Origin of the sequence: Pseudomonas sp. ADAK13, from assembly GCF_012935715.1 — a bacterium.
Classification (GTDB): Bacteria; Pseudomonadota; Gammaproteobacteria; order Pseudomonadales; family Pseudomonadaceae; genus Aquipseudomonas.
Genome location: NZ_CP052860.1, coordinates 5012221 through 5029963, shown reverse-complemented (window position 1 = coordinate 5029963; position 17743 = coordinate 5012221). Strand labels below are relative to the sequence as shown.

The window sequence follows — 17743 nt, the reverse complement described above, 5'->3', positions numbered from 1 at the left end:
CTTTTCACAAATAACACCCCAAGCAGAGAACCATACCGGAGCTTCCTGCTCTGTGGGGCGCCGCGCATTTCTCTGGGAAATTTCCTACTCAAGCACTCCCCTACCCCAACCTCCCGATGGTAGTGTGTGAAATTGTTTCTGACCTTTCGATCAGACATTTCTCACTCACTCCCTGCAAAGGAATGCCCTCAGCAATGGACTTTTCCCTCAAGCAACTGGCCGTAGCCACCCTGATGGCCGCCAGTCTTTCGGTGTTTACCACCCAGGCTCAAGCCAACCTCACGCCACAACAGAACGCGATCATCCTGAAGACCTTCAGCGATGCTTCGGTCAAGGATTTCCGGCAGTTCCTCGCCAGCCTGGCCAAGAGCGACGTGGCCAAGAGCGACAACCTCGGCCCGGCCATCAGTGCCTTCCTCGACAACAAGAACCTGACCGCCGACCAGCAGAACGAAATCCATCGCCTGCTGGGCCTCTATGCGCGGGTGAAGTACGGCGCCGCCGCCACCGAAACCCTGCGCGAGCTGGTGGAGATTCCGACCTTCCAGGTGGCCGGCGTAGCCCAGCATGACAACCCCGAGTTCACCAAGATCGCCGCCAAGATCAAAAGCCTGGCCGAGTCGTTCAACCTGAACTTCCGCAACATCGACAACCGTGTCTACGAGATTTCCCTGGAAGGCAGCGGCGATGAAGTCGTCGGCATCCACGCCCACGCCGACGTGGTGCCGGTAACCCCGGAAAACTGGGTGCTGAAAGATGGCACCAAGCTCGATCCGTTCAAGGTCACGCTGATCGGCGACCGCATGTATGGCCGTGGCACAGAGGATGACAAGAACGGCATCGTGGTGGCGATGTACGCGATGAAGGTGATCAAGGAAGAGAAGCTGCCCCTGGCGCGCAACTTCAAGCTGCTGGTGGACACCACCGAGGAAACCTCCGGCGACGCGATCCCGTACTATTTCGAACACAACCCAACGCCTAACTACAACCTGGCGCTGGATGGCGGCTACCCGGTGGTGATCGCCGAGAAAGGCTACGGCACGGTCATGGCCAAGTTTCCCAAGCGCAAGGCTGAAGGCAAAGGCGCAGAAATCATCTCGATGACCGGCGGCAAGGCCACCAATCAGATTCCTTCGGCGTCGGTGGTGACATTGCTCACTGACAAGCCCGCCGAACTGGCCGCCAGCCTGCAAAAGGCCGGCAGCGAGTACGCCAAGCGCAATGGCGGCGACTTCGAAGTGGCGGCCAAGGTGGTCGGCAAAGACGTTCAGTTGACCGTCACCGGCGTGTCCGCCCACTCCTCCGAGCCGGAGTCCGGGGTGAACCCGGTGGCCAGGGTGCTCGACTTCCTCAATAGCCTCGACGGCAAGGTGGCGCTCAAGCACAACCAGTTCACCGACGCGGCGCATTATGCCGCCAATAACTGGGGCCTGGATTACCTGGGCGGCAAGCTGGGCGTGGGTTTCTCCGATGCGTTCATGGGGCCGCTGACCACGTCGTTGACCTATGTGGGCGAGGATGACAACACCTTCAAACTGGCCGTCAACCTGCGCGTGCCGAAGGGTAAGTCGCCGGAAGCGCTCAAGGCTGAAATCGCTGACAAGCTGGCCGCCTGGACCCAGAAGAACCACGTGGCCGTGAGCTTCGACTACTCCATCGCCGAACCGATGTACCGCAACCCTGAGGGCGAGTGGGTCAAGGCACTGTTGGCGGTGGCCAGCGAAAACCTGGGCATGGAGCACAAGTACGGCACATCGGCCGGCGCGACCTCGGTGCATGAGTTACCGAATGGCGTGCAGTTCGGCCTGGCGCGGCCGGAGGTCAAGTACACCGGCCATACCGACAACGAGTTCAAGACCGTCGACCAGTTCCTGCTGGACCTGCAGATTGTCACTGAAATGATGGGCCGCATCGGGCAACTTCCGAAGCTTTGACCCTCCCCGTCGGACCCGCCGTCCTGGCGGGTCCACTAGGCAATACGCCAGCCCTTCGACGCTCGCCGCTGCGCGAGGAACCGGGCATAGCGCCCCTGTCGCGCCGTCAACTGTTCAGGCGTGCCCTGCTCTACCACCCGCCCTTCATCCAGCACCACAATCTGGTCAGCCATCACCACTGTCGACAACTGATGCGCAATCACGATCAACGTGCACGTGCCGCGCAAGCGTGCCAGGGTGTCGGCGATCACCGCCTGGTTCTCGGCGTCCAGTGCCGCCGTGGCTTCGTCCACCAGCAGGATCGGCGCGCCCTTGATCAGCGCACGGGCGATCGCGATGCGCTGGCGCTCGCCGCCGGACAGGCGCGCCCCGCCCTCGCCGACACGGGTGGAAAGCCCCATGGGCAGGCGCTCGATAATCGACTGCACACCGGCCTGCCGCGCGGCCTCCAGCACTTGCGCATCGCTGGCGTCGGGTTTGCCGAGGCGAATGTTGTCGGCGACACTGCCCTGGAACAGGTACGTGTCCTGGAAAATCTGGCTGATCTGCGCGTTGAGTTGTTCGCCGGACATCTGCCGCACGTCAACGCCCCCCACACATACTTGCCCTTGGCTGACTTCGAAAAACCGCGCGACCAGCCGCAGCAGCGCGGTCTTGCCGGAGCCCGAAGCGCCCACCAGTGCGGTCATGCTGCCAGGCTCTATCCGCAGGTTTACCCCGCGCAGCACGTCCCGAGGACCGCCCGGGTGGCGGAAGCTGACGTCGAACAATTCCACCGAGGCGTCCCGTGGAGAGTGCGGCGCGCCCGGTTCCTGCAGCGGTGATGCGGCCAGGATCTCCCGTACCGCCTCAAGCTGCACCGCGGCGCTGCGCAGGGTCTCGCCATAGCCGGCCACCTCCAGCAGCGGGTCAATGAAGCGGCTGACCAGCAACAGCGACACCATCACCGCAATCACCGAGCCCACGTGCAAGGCGTTCCCCAGGTAGGCGTCAAGCCACAATGCGGCAGTGATCAACAAGGCCGCAAACACCCCTTGCACCAGCCACATATTCAGCAGCACCGACGTCGCGGACAGCAGGATCAGGCGCGCCCCGGTTGCGTGTTGCTGTTCAATCGCCCGTTGCAGGAACACCGCACTGCCGCTGCCACTGAATGCGCGCAACACCGACTGCGACTGGGCGAATTCCAGCATGCGCTGGCTGGTCTGCGCCGAGCTGCGTTGGAACGCCCGGTCGGCACGCCGGCCCAGCCGCGCGCTGAACCAAAACGCTGCGCCGAGAATCGGCAGCGCCAACACCGCGATCAATCCCAGCTTCCAGTGCAGCACACACAACGCCAGCACCAGCACCAACGGCGTCACCACGCCGCTGAGCACCGGGGTAAAGACATGGGCGGGAAGCTGGGCCACGGCCATCATGCCTTGGGTCACCACCTGGTTGAGCCGCGCCGTGTTATCGGGGGTAAACCAGCCGACAGGCAAGCTGGCCACGTGGTCGCCGATGCGCTGACGCCCGCCTTGCAGCACCGCTACGCCGACCGCCACGCCGGCCTTCTCGACTTCCCGGCGGGTGGCCCAACACGTGACCACCGCGGCGAGGAACACCACCAGCCACAACGCGGCCTCGGCAAGGTCACCGTTGAGCATATCGGTCAGCACCGGCACCAGCGCGGCGAGGGTCAGCCCGCACAGCGCGCCGTAGAACACCACCTTACCAACGTAACGACGGAACACCGGGCCCTCGTCGCCCAGCAGTTCGATAAAGGTTTTCAGCATGTCGGCAGCGCCTGTTCCCGGGTCTGTTTGTAACCGCCCAACGCCCACAGGCGCGCGTAGCGGCCCTCCTGCGCGATCAGTCGAGGGTGGGTGCCCTGTTCAACGATGCGGCCGTTTTCCAGCACGATGATGTGGTCGGCGTGCATCACGGTATCGAGGCGATGGGCGATCACCAGCAGCGTGCGGCCCTGGGCAAAGCGTGACAGCGCCTCCTGGATCGCGACCTCGTTCCCCGCATCGGCGGCGGCCGTGGGCTCATCCAGCACCAGCACCGGCGGCGCCAGCAATACGGCGCGGGCGATGCTGATGCGCTGCTGCTCGCCACCGGACAGTTGCGCGTCCTCGCCGATCACCGAGGCGTAGCCCCGGGGCAAACCGATGATGCACTCATGAATATTCGCCGCCCGCGCGGCCGCCTCGATTTCCTTCTGGCTGGCGCTGGGCCGGCCGAGGGCGATGTTCTCGGCCACGCTGGCGTGGACCAGCCGCACCTCTTGCAGCACAAAACCGATCAGGCTGTAGAGCTGCGAGGCCTCGACCTGCCGCAGGTCGACGCCCCCCAGGGTGATACGCCCTTCGGTCGGGTCGAAAAAGCGCAGCAACAGGCGCGCCAGGGTCGACTTGCCCGAACCCGAGGCCCCGACAATGGCCGTCACCGTGCCGGGCTTGAGGGTAAAGCTGATGTCGGAAAGTACCGGGTTCTGTGGGTGGTAGGCATAGCCGAGGTTTTCGACACGCACCTCGGCGTCCTTGGGTAGCCGCTCGGAACCCGGTTCCACCTGCGCCAGTACCGGCGTTGCCAGCAGTGCCTGCACACGCTGGGCAGCACCGGCGGCGTTGTCCAGATCGTGAGCGATGTAACTCAGCAGCATCAGCGGCGCGCAAATGCCCGGCGCAACCAGGGCAAACGGCAGCACCTCCACGGCGCTGATCCAGCCAAGGCTGACAAACAGCATGCCGAACGTCAGCACCACCGCGAGCACCGTCACCGGGGCGATCATCGCGTTGGCGTTGGCCATCGTCCCTACCAGCGGCCGGGTGAACGCAACAAAGGCTTCGCTGAAATCATCCACTGCCTCCCGGTAACCCGCATGGGCCTTGCCGGTGGCGCCGAAAGCCTTGACCACGGGAATGCCGTTGACGAACTCGACCACCGCGTTATTGACCCGGGTCATGCGCTCGACAAAGGCCTGCATGTGGCTGCCGCTGGCGTTCATCGCCCGGGCAAAAAACAGGAAAAACCCCGGAAACGGCAGCAGCGAGACCAGCGCCATGCGCCAGTCCACCGTGAACAGATAGACCGTCGACAGCAGCACGGCCCCGGCGCAACGGCCCACGGTGGTGTAGAAATGCGCCGTGAGGCCATGCAGGATGCCGATATCGTCCTGCATCGCCTGCTTGACCTCGCCGGACGCCCGCTCGGTGAACCAGCCCAGCGGCACTTGGCTCAGTCGCCGGGCGATCGCCAGCCGCAGGTGGCGAGTGAGGTGATTGTCGGCCAGGTGCGCAATGGTCTCGGCAAGCGTCAGCAGCAGCATGCCCGTGAACAGGCTCGCCAGGCTGACGCCGATCGTCAACCACACCTCGCTCGAGGCCTGGGCCATCGACGGCCCTCCGAGGGCGATCCTCGCGATATGCACAATCCCGCCCAGCGGCACCAGCGTCAGCATGTTACCCACACCGGCCAGCAGCGCCGCAGCGACCAATCGCCCGCGTACCGGCCTCAACACCTGCGAGACCGCGCCCCGCCCCCCGGGTTTGGCCGCAGCCCTGTCCTTGTTACTCATGAAGTCTCCCTGACTGAATGAGCCTGTGCTCGCCCTTACCTTGTCTTCCGAACGAGCGGCCAAAACCCTCAATCGAACAGGCAAAAAATATTCAGGCAGGGGCGCTGACGGTCACCCAGTAGCGCGTCCGCCGCACCACGCGTATCGGCAACGCGGCGGCGAGGTTGTCCAGCGCCAGGTCGGTATTGTCCAGGTGCAACACCCCGCTGACCCGCAGCATTGCCACCTCCGGCGCGCAACGCAGTACACCGGGGCGATAGCGCGCCAGCTCGGCGACCAGTTCATCAAGCCGCGTAGCGTCGGCCACCAGCAGGCCCTTGACCCAGGCGACGTTGCGGTCAGTCACCTGCGTGACGGGGTGTACCTGGTCTCTGGAGATCGTCGTGCCCTGGCCGGCCTCAACCCGCACACCGGCACCGTGCGCGGGCTGGACGTGCACGGCGCCCTCCAGCACCGCCACCTGGCAGCTGTCATCGCATTGGCGCACGCTGAAACGTGTGCCCAGGGCCTGAAGCAGGCCCTGGCGCGTCTGTACCCGAAACGGCCGGGGTGACGGCGCGGTAGTGATGAACACCTCGCCGGCCCGCAGCAGCACCAGGCGCTGATGGTCGTCGAACTGCACGTCAATCGCCGAGGCGGACGCCAGCACCACGCGGGTGCCGTCGGGCAATGCGACTTCGCGAACTTCGCCAGTGGCCGTGCTATGGCCGGCGCTTGCCAGTTGCCAGGCGTCGGTGCGGCGCACGCCGTAGGTAAGGCCACCCGCCGCGACCAGCAGGCCGAGCAACCGCAGGGTGCTCCGACGATTGAGGGCGTCAGGGGCGTCGGGTTCGGCCAGGCTGTGTTTGGCTACCGAGGCGGGCACGCTGTGAAGTTTTTGCTCGAAGCCCAGCAGGCGTGTCCAGGCCAGTTCGTGATGGGGGTGTTCGGCACGCCAGCTCAGGCAGTTGGCGTGGTCCGCCTCACTCGCGTCATCGGCCCACAGGCGCGCCATCCAGGCGGTGGCGCGTTCGATGATATCCGGGGAGATGGGCTGCTCGGTCGACATCGCGGCGGGTCAGCCGTGCAGGGTCTGGTAGCAGGCCATCAGGCCGGCGGCGATGTATTTTTCCACCGACGAGACGGAGACCTGTAACTCGGCGGCGATCTCGCGGTAGCTCAGGCCGTCGAGCTTGCACAGCAACAGCGCCTGGCGCGCCTTGGGTGGCAGGCTGTGCAGGGCGGCGTCGATTTGGATGAGGGCCTCGATGGCCAGGGCTCGGGTTTCTTCGTCCGGTGCCGAGGGTTCGGGCAAGAGGGCCAGGGCTTGCAGGTAGGCGGATTCGATCTGGCGGCGCCGGTAGAGGTCGATGACCAGGCCGTTGGCGATCTGGGTGAGATGACGCCGGGACTCGCCGGTGGGCGGCAGTTGGCCCTTGCGCATGAGTTGCAGGTAGACGTCGTGGGCCAGGTCGGCGGCGTCGAACGCGTTGCCCAGCTTGCGCCGCAATACGGTGCGTAGCCAGCCGTTGTGGTCGACGTATAGAGTTTCAACCTGGCGTTGAAAGGCGAACTGTCCGATGTTCACAAACCTCTCCTTTTACCCAATGGTCCCGGGAGTGCTGGGGCATTGGGTTGTTGGTAACAGTTTGCAAGACTATCGGCTCTGGGGCGTGGGTGCAATGCGGGGGTTGGGGGGCTGGGGTGTACATATCCGTTATTTTTGTAACGGTTGGTATGGGTTCCGCTCTTACAGCGGGTCACTTTTGAAAGGAGCCCAAAAGTAACCAAAAGGCTCTTGCCCCACCACTCGGCACCTCGCTAATGCTCGGTGTGCCCTCACTCCGGCATTACTACGCGGGCCGCCGCGACGGGGCGTCCCTGCCCCGTCGCGGCTAAACCGGCGTCCTGCCGGTTTACCCGCTCCGTACTACCTGCGTTCGGCCAGCGTGGTTTAACGGGGCGCCTAAGATCAAGATCAAAAGCAGATCAACAGCACAGCGGCCTACAGGCCGGCTTGAGTGGTGTGAAGCAAAGGCAAGATCAAAATCTAAAGCCAGAGCGGGCACGGTCAAAAATGTGGGAGCTGGCTTGCCTGCGATGGCATCGCCTCGGTGTACCTGAAAAACCGAGGTGTCTGCATCGCAGGCAAGCCAGCTCCCACAGAAAAGCAGAGCTGCATCAGTTTCAGATTTGGTTTTCGCTTTGGCTTTTGATCTGGCTTCTACCACTCAAGCCGGCCTGTAGGCCGCTGTGCTCTTGTTTTTGATCTTGATCTGACTGCCCCAATAAGCCCGAGGCCGAACGCAGGTGATGCGGAGCGGGTAAACCGGCAGGACGCCGGTTTAGCCGCGCTGGGCCAAGGATGGCCCATCGCGGCGGCCCGCGGAGCATCGCCGGAGTGAGGGAACACCGAGCCTAGGCGAGGTGCCGACAGGCGGGGCAGAGCGCTTTGGTTACTTTGCCGCTTTTGCAAAGTGACTCGCTGTAAGAGCGAAACCATAAGCGGCCGTTACCGCAGCAACGGATATACACCCGATCAATGCGCAATACACACCGACTTCAACTCGGTATAAGCCTCAATCACCGCCCGCCCAAACTCCCTCCCCATCCCCGACTGCTTCACCCCGCCAAACGGCATCGCCGGGTCCAGCAGCACATGCGCATTCACCCAAACCGTCCCCGCCTCGATCCGCGGCACCAGGTTCATCGCCTTACCCAGATCATTGGTCCAAAGGCTCGCCGCCAACCCATAACGATTGTCGTTGGCCAAAGCAATCACCGCATCCTCATCGTCAAACGCCATCACCCCCAACACCGGCCCAAACACCTCCTCCCGGGCCACCGCCATCCCATGATCGATATCCGCCAAAATCGTCGGCCGCACATAAAACCCCTCACCCACGACCTCATCCCCACCGATCACCACCCGCGCCCCTTCAGCCCGAGCCTGCTCGATATGGCGCAGTACGCCCTGCTGCTGCTTGCGCGACACCAATGGATTAATCGCCGCCTCACCATCCATCCCGGCCCCCAACGGCATCGCCGACACCGCCGCCGCCAACCCCTCGACAAACCGGTCATACACCGAACGATGCACATAGAAGCGCGAAGCCGCCGCACACACCTGCCCGTTGTTCAGCAACCCACCCAGGATCGCCCCCTGGATCGCCTTATCAATGTCCGCATCCGCCAACACGATCATCGGATTCTTGCCCCCCAATTCCAGGGCAAACCGCGTCATGTTCTCCATGCACGCCACACCCACGCTCTTGCCCACCGCAGTCGAGCCGGTAAACGACACCTTGCTCACCAGCGGATGCGCCGTCAGCACCCCACCCACCGACGCACCACCACCGGTGACCACGTTGAACACCCCCGCCGGAATCCCCGCTTCCAGCGCCAGCTCAGCCAGGCGCATGGCCGTCAGCGGTGTTTCCATCGCCGGCTTGATGATCACCGTGCACCCGGTGGCCAGGGCCGGCATCAATTTCCAGGCCGCAATCAGCAGCGGGAAATTCCACGGCACGATGCCCACCACCACGCCCACCGGCTCGCGCTTGGTAAACGCAGTGAACCTGGCCCCCGGCGGCAACGGGATCGACACGTCAAAGGTCTGTCCTTCGATCTTGGTGGCCCAACCCGACATGTAGCGCATGAACTCCACGGTGGCGTTCAAGTCCAGCCCCCGCGCCAGGTTGATCGACTTGCCCTGGCTCAAGGTTTCCAGCTGCGCCAGCTCTTCGGCATGGGCCTCTACCAACGCGGTGAAGTTGAGCAGGATCCGCTCGCGGTCAGCCGGGCGCAAACCCGACCACACGCGGGACTTGAACGCCGCATGGGATGACTGCACCGCCTGCTCCACCACGTGCAGCGGCGCGTCCAGGGTTTCGCACAGGGTTTGCCCGGTGGCCGGGTTGACCACCTTGATGTGCTCGCCTTCGGCAAACACCCACCGGCCATCGATAAAGCAGCCATGACGACGGTCGAGGAATGCAGCCACCTGCGGCAGGATTTCAACGTTGTTCATGATTCACCTGTATTCACTGTTGTTCTTTGAGAAAGCAGGCGACCGCTTGGCGATCGTCGGCCGAAGCCAGGCCCATGTAGGGCATGTAGGTGCCGGGCACAAACGCCTGGGGTTGGGTGATGAATTGCGCGATGGTTTCGGCTTGCCACTCGACGTTTTTGTCACGCATCGCCTGGGAATAGCTGAAGCCTGCCAGGGAGCCGGATTTGCGCCCGTACACGCCGGCCAGGTTTGGCCCCATCATCGTCGCGCCGCCCTGGGTGACCGCGTGGCACACGCTGCATTCGTTGGCGAACACCTGGGCGCCACGGCTCTGGACAGGGCCGCATTCAGCGGCAAAGGCGTTGTGGGCGAGGACCAGCGACAACACGCCGGCCAGGGACAATCTGTGTGCAGTGAACATAGAAAAGCGACCTTGGAAACCATCGAAGTTGCCGACGATTGTCAGGGCTCAAGGTCGCTCGGGTTTTGCCCTGCGTGCCAGTTGTGTTGGCGGGGCTGCCAAACCATGGATTCTGGCAAGCACAGTCAAGTCTTTGGCAACCAGACAAAAGGCACGTCACTTCGCCAGCATTAGTATCGCGGCAGACCCCAACCCTGTGGTCATGAACAAGAATGGATGCCACACCATGCTCAAGTCCCCCTTGCTTCGTCTCTCGACCCTCGCGCTGATGATCGGCGCCAACCAGGCCGGCGCTTATGAGTTGTACGCCGATGACAGCAGTCACCTGAACGCCACCCTGGAGGCGGTATTCGGTGCCTTCCACAGCCAGCAGAACTACGCCCCCTCCGGCCGCCTGGTCAAAGGTTCCTCGTCCTGGCGCGAGGGCTACGTCAAGTACGGCCTGAGCTTCGACAAGAGCTTCAGCGGCGCCGGCACCACCTACGGCGCGGCCAACCTGCTGAGCTCCGGCACCTGGGGCGACGGCGACGCTGCCGGCTTCAGCGACGGTTCGGAGCACACCACCCAATTCGAAGACGCCTACCTCGGCTGGCGCTCGGGCAAGCTGTTTGAGGCCCTGGGCGAGAATGGCGTAGACCTGTCCTTCGGCCGCCAGAACATTGTGGTCGGCGACGGCTTCCTGATCGACGGCGACGCCTTGAACTTCGGCAAGGGCGTGGCCGATGGTGATCTCAATCGCGGCGGCGGCTACTACATCGCTGCCCGCAAAGCCTTCGACGAAACCGCCGTGTTGCGCCTCGGCGGCAAGGAAGGCTGGCGCAGCGACCTGATGTGGCTCAAGTCCGATAATCGCGCCCAGGCCAAGACCGAAATGTACGTCGCCACCCTCGAACACGTGGCCACCGAAGGCACCGTGGGGCTGACCTACATCGACACCACCGATGTCGACAAGCAGTACGCCTCCCCCACCCAGCTGGAGCGTGACGGCATGAAGACCTACAGCCTGCGGGCCACGGGCAATGCCGGGGTGACCAACCTGTTCCTGTCCGGCGAGTACGCCTGGCAGGACAAACCCCACACCGGCAACGAAGACGCCTGGTACCTGGAAGCCGGCTGGACCTTTGCCGACGTGACCTGGACGCCGTATGTGAGCTACCGCTACAGCCGTTTCTCGGAAGGTTTCGACCCACTGTTCTACGGCTTCAGCCGTGGTTATGGCACCTGGTTCCAGGGTGAAGTGGCGGGCAACTACGCCGGGCCGTTCAACAACAATTCACGCATCCAGAACGTCACGTTCAAGGTCTCGCCCCTGGAAAACCTCAGCGTCGGTGCGGTGCTGTTCGACTTCAAGACCATCGACCGCAACCTCGGCAACAACGACGGCCACGAGCTGGACCTGTATGCCGAATGGCACGTCAACGAACACCTGACGGTGATGCCGCTGATTGGCCTGTACCAGCCGGACAAGAGCGCCGACCAGGGCGGCACGCAGCTGGGCAACCACGATAAAAACCTCTACAGCCAAGTGGTGTTCGCCACTAACTTCTAAGCCCGGCCGGGGCGGTGGCGCCGCCATCGCCCCGCCTGGCCAAGGCCTTCGCCATGCACAAGAAATTCCTCACGATCCAGAGCAAGATCGCCCTGCTCGCCGGCCTCTGCCTGTTGTTGGTAGTCGGCTTGCTGATGAGCCTGTCGCTGTACCAGACCCACCAGAGCAGCCAGCACGTGGCTCAGGCCAGCAGCGAAATGCTCGCCGCCGCCGCCAGGGAACACATGCAGGCCCTGGGGCAAGTGCAAGCCATGCAAGTGCAACGCACCTTTATGCAAACCCACGAATACGGCCAGGGCTTGTCGCGCTATGTGCGGTACCTGCGGCAACTGCAACAGCAGGGCAAGCTGACCCGCCCGCAACTGCGCCAGGAGCTGAATACCCAACTGCACCAGGCCCTGATCGACAAGCCCGACCTGCTCGGGATTTATGTCATTTTTGAAGCCAACGCCCTGGACGGCGACGATGCACAGTTCATCGGCCAGGCGGCCGTGGGCAGTAACGAAGCCGGGCGTTTCGCCCAGTACTGGGTCCAGGCCACACCGGGCGAGCTGACGGCGGTGGTCGGCGACGAAGCGCTGTTGGCCAATACCTCTCCCGGCCCCAGCGGCGCGCCGTACAACGCCTTCTACACCTGCGCCCGCGACACCGCCAAAGCTTGTGTGCTGGAGCCGTATTTCGACGAGGCGTCCGGCAGCCGCAAGTTGGTGACCAGCATTGCGTTCCCGCTGATGGAACACGGCAAGGTGATTGCGGTGGTCGGGCTGGACATCAACCTGGCGGCCTTGCAGCAGGCCAGCCAAACCAGCGCCGGGCAACTGTTCGACGGCCACGGGCAAGTCAGCATCGTCAGCCCCAAGGGGGTTGTTTCCGCCTACAGCGAGGATGCCAGCCACCTGGGGCAGCCAATCAGCACCGTGATGCCGGACGGTGCCCAAATACTCGACGCGCTGCGCCAGGGGCAGCCACACACCTTTATCGATCAACAACAGATCAAACTGCTTGAGCCACTGGCACCGATCGCCGGTGCTGCGCCGTGGGGCGTGCTGGTGGGCGTGCCGCAGTCGGTGCTGTTGGCACCGGTCACCGCTCTGCAACAGCAACTGGACGCCCAAGGGGTAAAAAGCACCGCCCTGGAACTGCTGCTGGGCGGCGGCTCGGCCCTGCTCGGCTTGTTGTTGATCTGGTACGCGGCCTTGCGCATTACCCGCCCGCTGCAAACCCTGACCCGGGTGATGGAAGATATTTCCCGGGGCGAAGGCGACCTGACGCGGCGGCTGGAGGTGCAGTCCCGGGATGAGATCGGCCAACTCGCCAGTGCGTTCAACCGCTTTGTCGAACGCATCCACCAGTCGATCCGCGAAGTGTCGTCGGCAGGGCTTGGGGTCAACCAGGTGGTCAAGCGCGTGTTGTTGGCGTCGAACTCCTCGCTGAACAACTTCGACGAACAGGCCACCCGCACCAACAGCGTCGCGGCGGCGATCAATGAGCTGGGCGCCGCCGCCCAGGAAATCGCCCGCAATGCTTCCGACGCCTCGCAACAAGCCTCCGGCGCCCGACACCAGGCCGAGGACGGGCGCCAGGTGGTGGAGCGCACGATTGCGGTGATGAATGAACTGTCGGGCAAGATCAGTGCCTCGTGCGTGCATATCGATGCGCTGAATCACAAGACGGTGAACATCGGGCAGATCCTCGAAGTGATCAAGGGTATCTCCCAACAGACCAACTTGCTGGCGCTGAACGCCGCCATTGAAGCCGCACGGGCCGGTGAAGCCGGACGCGGGTTTGCGGTGGTGGCCGATGAGGTGCGCAGCCTGGCCTATCGCACCCAGGAATCGGCGCTGGAAATTCAGCAGATGATCGAAGAGCTGCAAGTGGGCGCCCGGGAATCCGTCAGCACCATGACCGAGAGCCAACAGCACAGTGAGGAAAGCGTCAGCATTGCCAACCTGGCGGGCACGCGGCTGGCCAGTGTGACGTTGCGCATTGGCGAGATTGATAACGTCAACCAGTCGGTGGCGGCGGCGACCGAGGAGCAGACGTCGGTGGTGGAAGCGTTGAATGTGGACATTACCGAAATCAATATGCTGAACCAGGCCGGGGTGGAAAACCTGCAGTCGACGCTGCAGGCCTGTACCGAGCTTGAGCGGGAGGCGCAACGATTGAATCAGCTGGTGGGCAGCTTTCGGATTTGAGGCTGATCGTTCCCACGCTCCGCGTGAGAATGCCTCTTGTGGCGCTCCGCGCCACGACTTTAAAAGCGGACGCGGAGCGTCCAGGGCGGCGTTCCCACGCAGAGCGTGGGAACGATCGAGTTGTCCTTCAGCAATGGGCGCCAGCATGTTCAATCCGGTGAAACAGCCGATTGAAGTACACCAGGCTGTCGCCCTGCCCCCGCACCCCGACCCGCGACAACTCCACGAACATCACCGAATGCGAGCCCACTTCCTTGCATTCACTGATCCGCCCTTCCAGTTGCACCAGCGCATCCCGCAGCACCGGCACGCCTGCCTCGCCGCCGTCCCACAGGTCCCAGGCAAACCGTTCCGCCATGGGCACCTGGGTCATCCCGGCAAAATGCCGCGCCAGCTCTTCCTGCTCGCCGCACAGCACGTTCACGCACAACTGCCCATTGGTGCGGAGCACATCATGGGTCGCGCTGCCTCGGTTCACGCACACCAACACCGTGGGCGGCGAATCCGTCACCGAACACACGGCACTCGCCGTGATCCCACAACGCCCGCCCGGGCCGTTGGTGGTGATGATGTTCACCGCGGCCGGCAGTTGCGCCATGGCGTTGCGAAAGTCGATTTGCTGCTGGCTCAGGTCGGCCATGTCGGTGCCCCTTTACGGTCCGTGGGTGATGCAACCAGACTAAGGCGCCCCGTGGGGCGCGACCATTCAGACGATCCCCATGCCGACTAGGTGGTTTCTTTATCGTCAGGGCCGTTCACACTGGGTATTCTGCTTGCAAGGTTCCCTGGATGAGCCAATGTCCGCCGCTGCGTGCCTGCGTGCGAAAACAATAATTAGAAATTCTCGTGGCAGTCCCTGATGGAAAATCGCACACCGATCGTTTACATCGTTGATGACGACAAAGACCTGCGTACCTCACTGGCCTGGCTGCTGGAGTCAGTCAGCGTAAAGGCGCAATGCTTCGCCGGGGCCGAAGAGTTCCTCGAACACTACGACCCGCGCCAGCCCGCGTGCCTGGTGCTGGATGTGCGCATGCCGCAGACCAGCGGCTTCCAGTTGCAGGAGATCCTCAACCGGCGCGGAAGCACCTTGCCGACGATCTTCGTGTCGGCCCACGGCGACATCCCGATGTCGGTCACCGCGATGAAAAACGGCGCGCTGGACTTCGTCGAGAAGCCCTATAACCCGCAACAGATGATCGACCGTATCCAGGCCGCGCTGAAGACCGCCGTACAGACCCAGGCCGACCAGGAACAGCGCGAGCACCTGCAAGGCAAGCTGGCGCTGCTGACGAGCCGGGAGCGGGAAGTGTTGATGCTGGTGGTGGATGGCAAGGCGAGCAAAGTGATTGCCCGCGAGCTGAACATCAGCGTGAAGACCGTTGACGTGCACCGCACCAAGATCAAGGAAAAGATGGGCGTGACCAGCATTGCCATGCTGGTCCGTGAGGTGTTGTATCCGTAGGGCGCGATGATTGAATGTGGGAGCTGTCGAGCCTTGGCGAGGCTGCGAAGGGATCGCTGCGGTGTACCTGGGGTATCGAGTGGCCTGCATCGCAGGCAAGCCCGCTCCCACAGTTGACCTCATTCCAATGTGGGAGCTGTCGAGCTTTAGCGAGGCTGCGAAGGGATCGCTGCGGTGTGCCTGGGGTATCGAGTGGCCTGCATCGCAGGCAAGCCAGCTCCCACAGTTGACCTCATTCCAATGTGGAAGCTGTCGAGCTTTAGCGAGGCTGCGAAGGGATCGCGGCCGTGAGCCTGGGGTATCGAGTGGTCTGCATCGCAGGCAAGCCAGCTCCCACAGTTGACCTCATTCCAATGTGGGAGCTGTCGAGCCTTGGCGAGGCTGCGAAGGGATCGCTGCGGTGTACCTGGGGTATCGAGTGGCCTGCATCGCAGGCAAGCCAGCTCCCACAGTTGACCTCATTCCAATGTGGGAGCTGTCGAGCTTTAGCGAGGCTGCGATGGGATCGCGGCGGTGTGCCTGTCAGACCGAGTGGCCTGCATCGCGGGCAAGCCCGGCTCCCACAGGAAAATGCATTCCAGGTCCGGGAGCGGCACGCATCAATGATGGCTATAGCGCTTGCGGTACTCCCCCGGCGACACGCCGAAGCGCGACTTGAACGCCGATGAGAAGTAGCTGGAATCGGAGAAGCCCCAGGCATAACACAGCGCCGAGAGCTTCTGCTCCGCCGGCGAATGGCGCAGGGTTTCGGCGCAGAAATCCAGGCGCCGGTGCTTGATGTATTGCGCCACCACCAGCCCGCGCTTGGAGAACATCCGGTACAGCCCGCGCACCGACACCCCGACTTCCCGGGCGATCAGCTCGGGGCAGAGTTCTTCGGCACCGATGTGCGCGTCGATGTAGGCGATGGTTTTGCGAAACTGCCGTTCCTGGGTGTCCACGCCGTTGTCCCGGGCGCTGATCCCCGGCAGCAACAGGCTCACCAGCGCGTCCAGCACCGCTTCGCTTTCCTGCATGCCCAGGTCGTTTTGCTGGCGGGCGTCGAGCACCATCTGGCGGGCCATTACCGCCAACGGCGTGTGGGCCGAGATCCGCGTCGCGCAGTTGACGGCGTTGAAGTGCGAACCACGCTCCACCACCTGGCGCGGCAGGATCAGCGACAGTTGCCGGGCGTTGTCGTGGTAGGTCATGTCGCTGGGACGGCAGGCGTCGATCAGGGCGATGTCGCCGCAGCCCAGTTGCGCCCGGTTGTCGCCCTGCTCCAGTTGCGCGCTGCCCTGCAACTGGAACACCGCGTAGTAGTGCCCCTCGTTGCCGGTGCTGACTTCCTTGCTGCTGCGATACAGGTGCACATGGGCCATGTCGACCACACTGAGCTTGATCGCGCCGCTGCGGAACTCGCTCAATTCGCCATAGAAGTCCGTGCCCAGGGCACGGGCATCGAAGCGTCCACAGGCCTGATTGACCTGATGTAACCAACGCTCGAACGATTCGTTACGTTGCACCGTTGAACTCATCATGACCGCAAGGCCTCACGTTTTTTATTTTTTTGGTCCAAGCAATCTTACTGGCACTGCCGATCAAATATCCAATACCAGACGAGCGGAAACCGCCCGGGAAACACACGCGCAAATCTGCCGGTTGGCGGCCTTTTCCTTGGCCGACAGGCAGTGGTCACGATGCTCGGGCACGCCCTCCAGCACCTCGACAATGCAGGTGCCGCAGATGCCTTCGCGGCACTCGGTGTCGATGTCGCAACCGTGGGCCTGCAGCACGTCCACCAGGCTGGTATTTGGCGGAATCTTCAGCACCACGCCGGAGCTGGCCAGTTGCACTTCAAAACCACCACTGGGCCCGGCGTTCGCCGCCGGGTCGGCCTGGAAGTGCTCCAGGTGAATCGCCTCCCCGGGACGGCTGCGCGCGGCGACTTCCACCACCTTGTTCATGAACGGCGCCGGGCCGCAGGTGTAGACGTGGGCCGCATCACCGGCCTGCTCCAGACAGCCGCTCAAGGCCGCATCCAGTGCGCCCGGTTCGACGCCATAGTGAAACTGCACATGCTCGCCGAACGTATCGGCCAGCAGCTGGGTAAACGCCGCGTACTGCGCCGAACGTGCAAAATAATGCAGGCGCCACGGCTGGCCACTGTCGGCCAGTCGATAGGCCATGCTCAACAGCGGCGTCACCCCGATACCGGCGGCAAACAACGCATGGGCCGGCGCTTCGGGGTCGAGGCGGAACAGGTTGCGCGGCGCGCCCATCTCCAGCTCCATGCCCTCTTGCACCTGCTCGTGCAGGGCCAGGGAGCCGCCCCGGGATTGCGCTTCCTTCTTTACCGCCACCAGGTACGCGCGGCCATCATGGGGCGGGCTGCACAGGGAATATTGACGGGTGACACCGGTGGGCCCGGTGATGTCCACATGGGCCCCCGGTTCATAACTGTCGAGGGGCTGGCCGTCACTGCGCACGAGGCGAAAGGAACGGATATCCAGCGCTTCGTCGACGATGCGTTCGATCTTCACCTTCATCATTGCAGCACCTGAATACAGTTGTTTCGGTTGAACGCTATTCCTGTGGCGAGGGAGCTTGCTCCCGTTGGCCTGCGCAGCAGGCCCACTCTCTTGGG

The 17743-nt window shown here is 63.3% G+C and carries 13 protein-coding genes and 1 pseudogene; 5 read left to right on the top strand and 9 right to left on the bottom strand.

Annotated elements, in window-relative coordinates:
• The first annotated feature begins 194 nt into the window (after positions 1 to 194).
• Positions 195 to 1934 (top strand): dipeptidase, encoded by a 1740-nt coding sequence (locus HKK54_RS23300; RefSeq protein ID WP_169387984.1) that lies wholly within the window; start codon positions 195 to 197, stop codon positions 1932 to 1934.
• Positions 1935 to 1969: 35 nt separating this feature from the next.
• Here the strand turns inward: HKK54_RS23300 and HKK54_RS23295 are convergent, their stop codons facing one another.
• From HKK54_RS23295 to HKK54_RS23270, 6 genes are all read right to left on the bottom strand, one after another.
• Positions 1970 to 3709 (bottom strand): ABC transporter ATP-binding protein, encoded by a 1740-nt coding sequence (locus HKK54_RS23295; RefSeq protein ID WP_169387983.1) that lies wholly within the window; start codon positions 3707 to 3709, stop codon positions 1970 to 1972.
• On the bottom strand, positions 3703 to 5496 hold the full coding sequence (locus tag HKK54_RS23290; protein ID WP_169387982.1) for an ABC transporter ATP-binding protein: 1794 nt from the start codon (positions 5494 to 5496) through the stop codon (positions 3703 to 3705). The genes HKK54_RS23295 and HKK54_RS23290 overlap by 7 nt, the downstream gene beginning before the upstream one ends.
• 91 nt (positions 5497 to 5587) lie before the next feature.
• A complete protein-coding gene (locus HKK54_RS23285) occupies positions 5588 to 6544 on the bottom strand; it encodes a FecR domain-containing protein (RefSeq protein ID WP_169387981.1) in 957 nt (318 codons plus the stop codon).
• 9 nt (positions 6545 to 6553) lie between these two features.
• Positions 6554 to 7063: a sigma-70 family RNA polymerase sigma factor gene (locus tag HKK54_RS23280; RefSeq protein ID WP_169387980.1), complete on the bottom strand. Its 510-nt coding sequence runs from the start codon at positions 7061 to 7063 to the stop codon at positions 6554 to 6556.
• A gap of 951 nt (positions 7064 to 8014) precedes the next feature.
• The gene (locus HKK54_RS23275; RefSeq protein ID WP_169387979.1) at positions 8015 to 9505 is read right to left on the bottom strand and encodes an aldehyde dehydrogenase family protein; all 1491 of its coding nucleotides are present in this window, start codon (positions 9503 to 9505) and stop codon (positions 8015 to 8017) included.
• Between the two features lie 13 nt (positions 9506 to 9518).
• Complete coding sequence (locus HKK54_RS23270) at positions 9519 to 9908, bottom strand: c-type cytochrome (RefSeq protein ID WP_169387978.1); 390 nt, start codon at positions 9906 to 9908, stop codon at positions 9519 to 9521.
• 226 nt (positions 9909 to 10134) lie between these two features.
• Between HKK54_RS23270 and HKK54_RS23265 the strand changes: the two genes are divergently transcribed.
• The 3 genes and pseudogenes from HKK54_RS23265 (at position 10135) to HKK54_RS34050 (ending at position 13652) form a co-directional block, all read left to right on the top strand.
• Entirely contained in the window at positions 10135 to 11457 is a 1323-nt protein-coding gene (locus HKK54_RS23265; protein WP_169387977.1) for a hypothetical protein, read from the top strand.
• 53 nt (positions 11458 to 11510) lie between these two features.
• Positions 11511 to 12797 (top strand): annotated as a pseudogene (locus HKK54_RS34055) (HAMP domain-containing protein); the annotation flags it as partial.
• Between the two features lie 24 nt (positions 12798 to 12821).
• A complete protein-coding gene (locus HKK54_RS34050) occupies positions 12822 to 13652 on the top strand; it encodes a methyl-accepting chemotaxis protein (RefSeq protein WP_442962339.1) in 831 nt (276 codons plus the stop codon).
• Positions 13653 to 13779: 127 nt separating this feature from the next.
• On the opposite strand, the gene hpaC is transcribed toward HKK54_RS34050, so the two are convergent.
• Complete coding sequence (gene hpaC / locus HKK54_RS23255; protein ID WP_169387975.1) at positions 13780 to 14292, bottom strand: 4-hydroxyphenylacetate 3-monooxygenase, reductase component; 513 nt, start codon at positions 14290 to 14292, stop codon at positions 13780 to 13782.
• 219 nt (positions 14293 to 14511) lie between these two features.
• Here hpaC and HKK54_RS23250 point away from each other — a divergent pair, with 219 nt between their 5' ends.
• A complete protein-coding gene (locus tag HKK54_RS23250; protein WP_169387974.1) occupies positions 14512 to 15117 on the top strand; it encodes a response regulator transcription factor in 606 nt (201 codons plus the stop codon).
• 599 nt (positions 15118 to 15716) lie between these two features.
• Here HKK54_RS23250 and feaR read toward each other — a convergent pair.
• Together feaR and HKK54_RS23240 are read right to left on the bottom strand one after the other, a co-directional pair.
• Positions 15717 to 16637 (bottom strand): transcriptional regulator FeaR, encoded by a 921-nt coding sequence (gene feaR, locus HKK54_RS23245; protein ID WP_169387973.1) that lies wholly within the window; start codon positions 16635 to 16637, stop codon positions 15717 to 15719.
• A gap of 60 nt (positions 16638 to 16697) precedes the next feature.
• A complete protein-coding gene (locus HKK54_RS23240; protein ID WP_169387972.1) occupies positions 16698 to 17648 on the bottom strand; it encodes a PDR/VanB family oxidoreductase in 951 nt (316 codons plus the stop codon).
• Between the last annotated feature and the right edge of the window lie 95 nt (positions 17649 to 17743).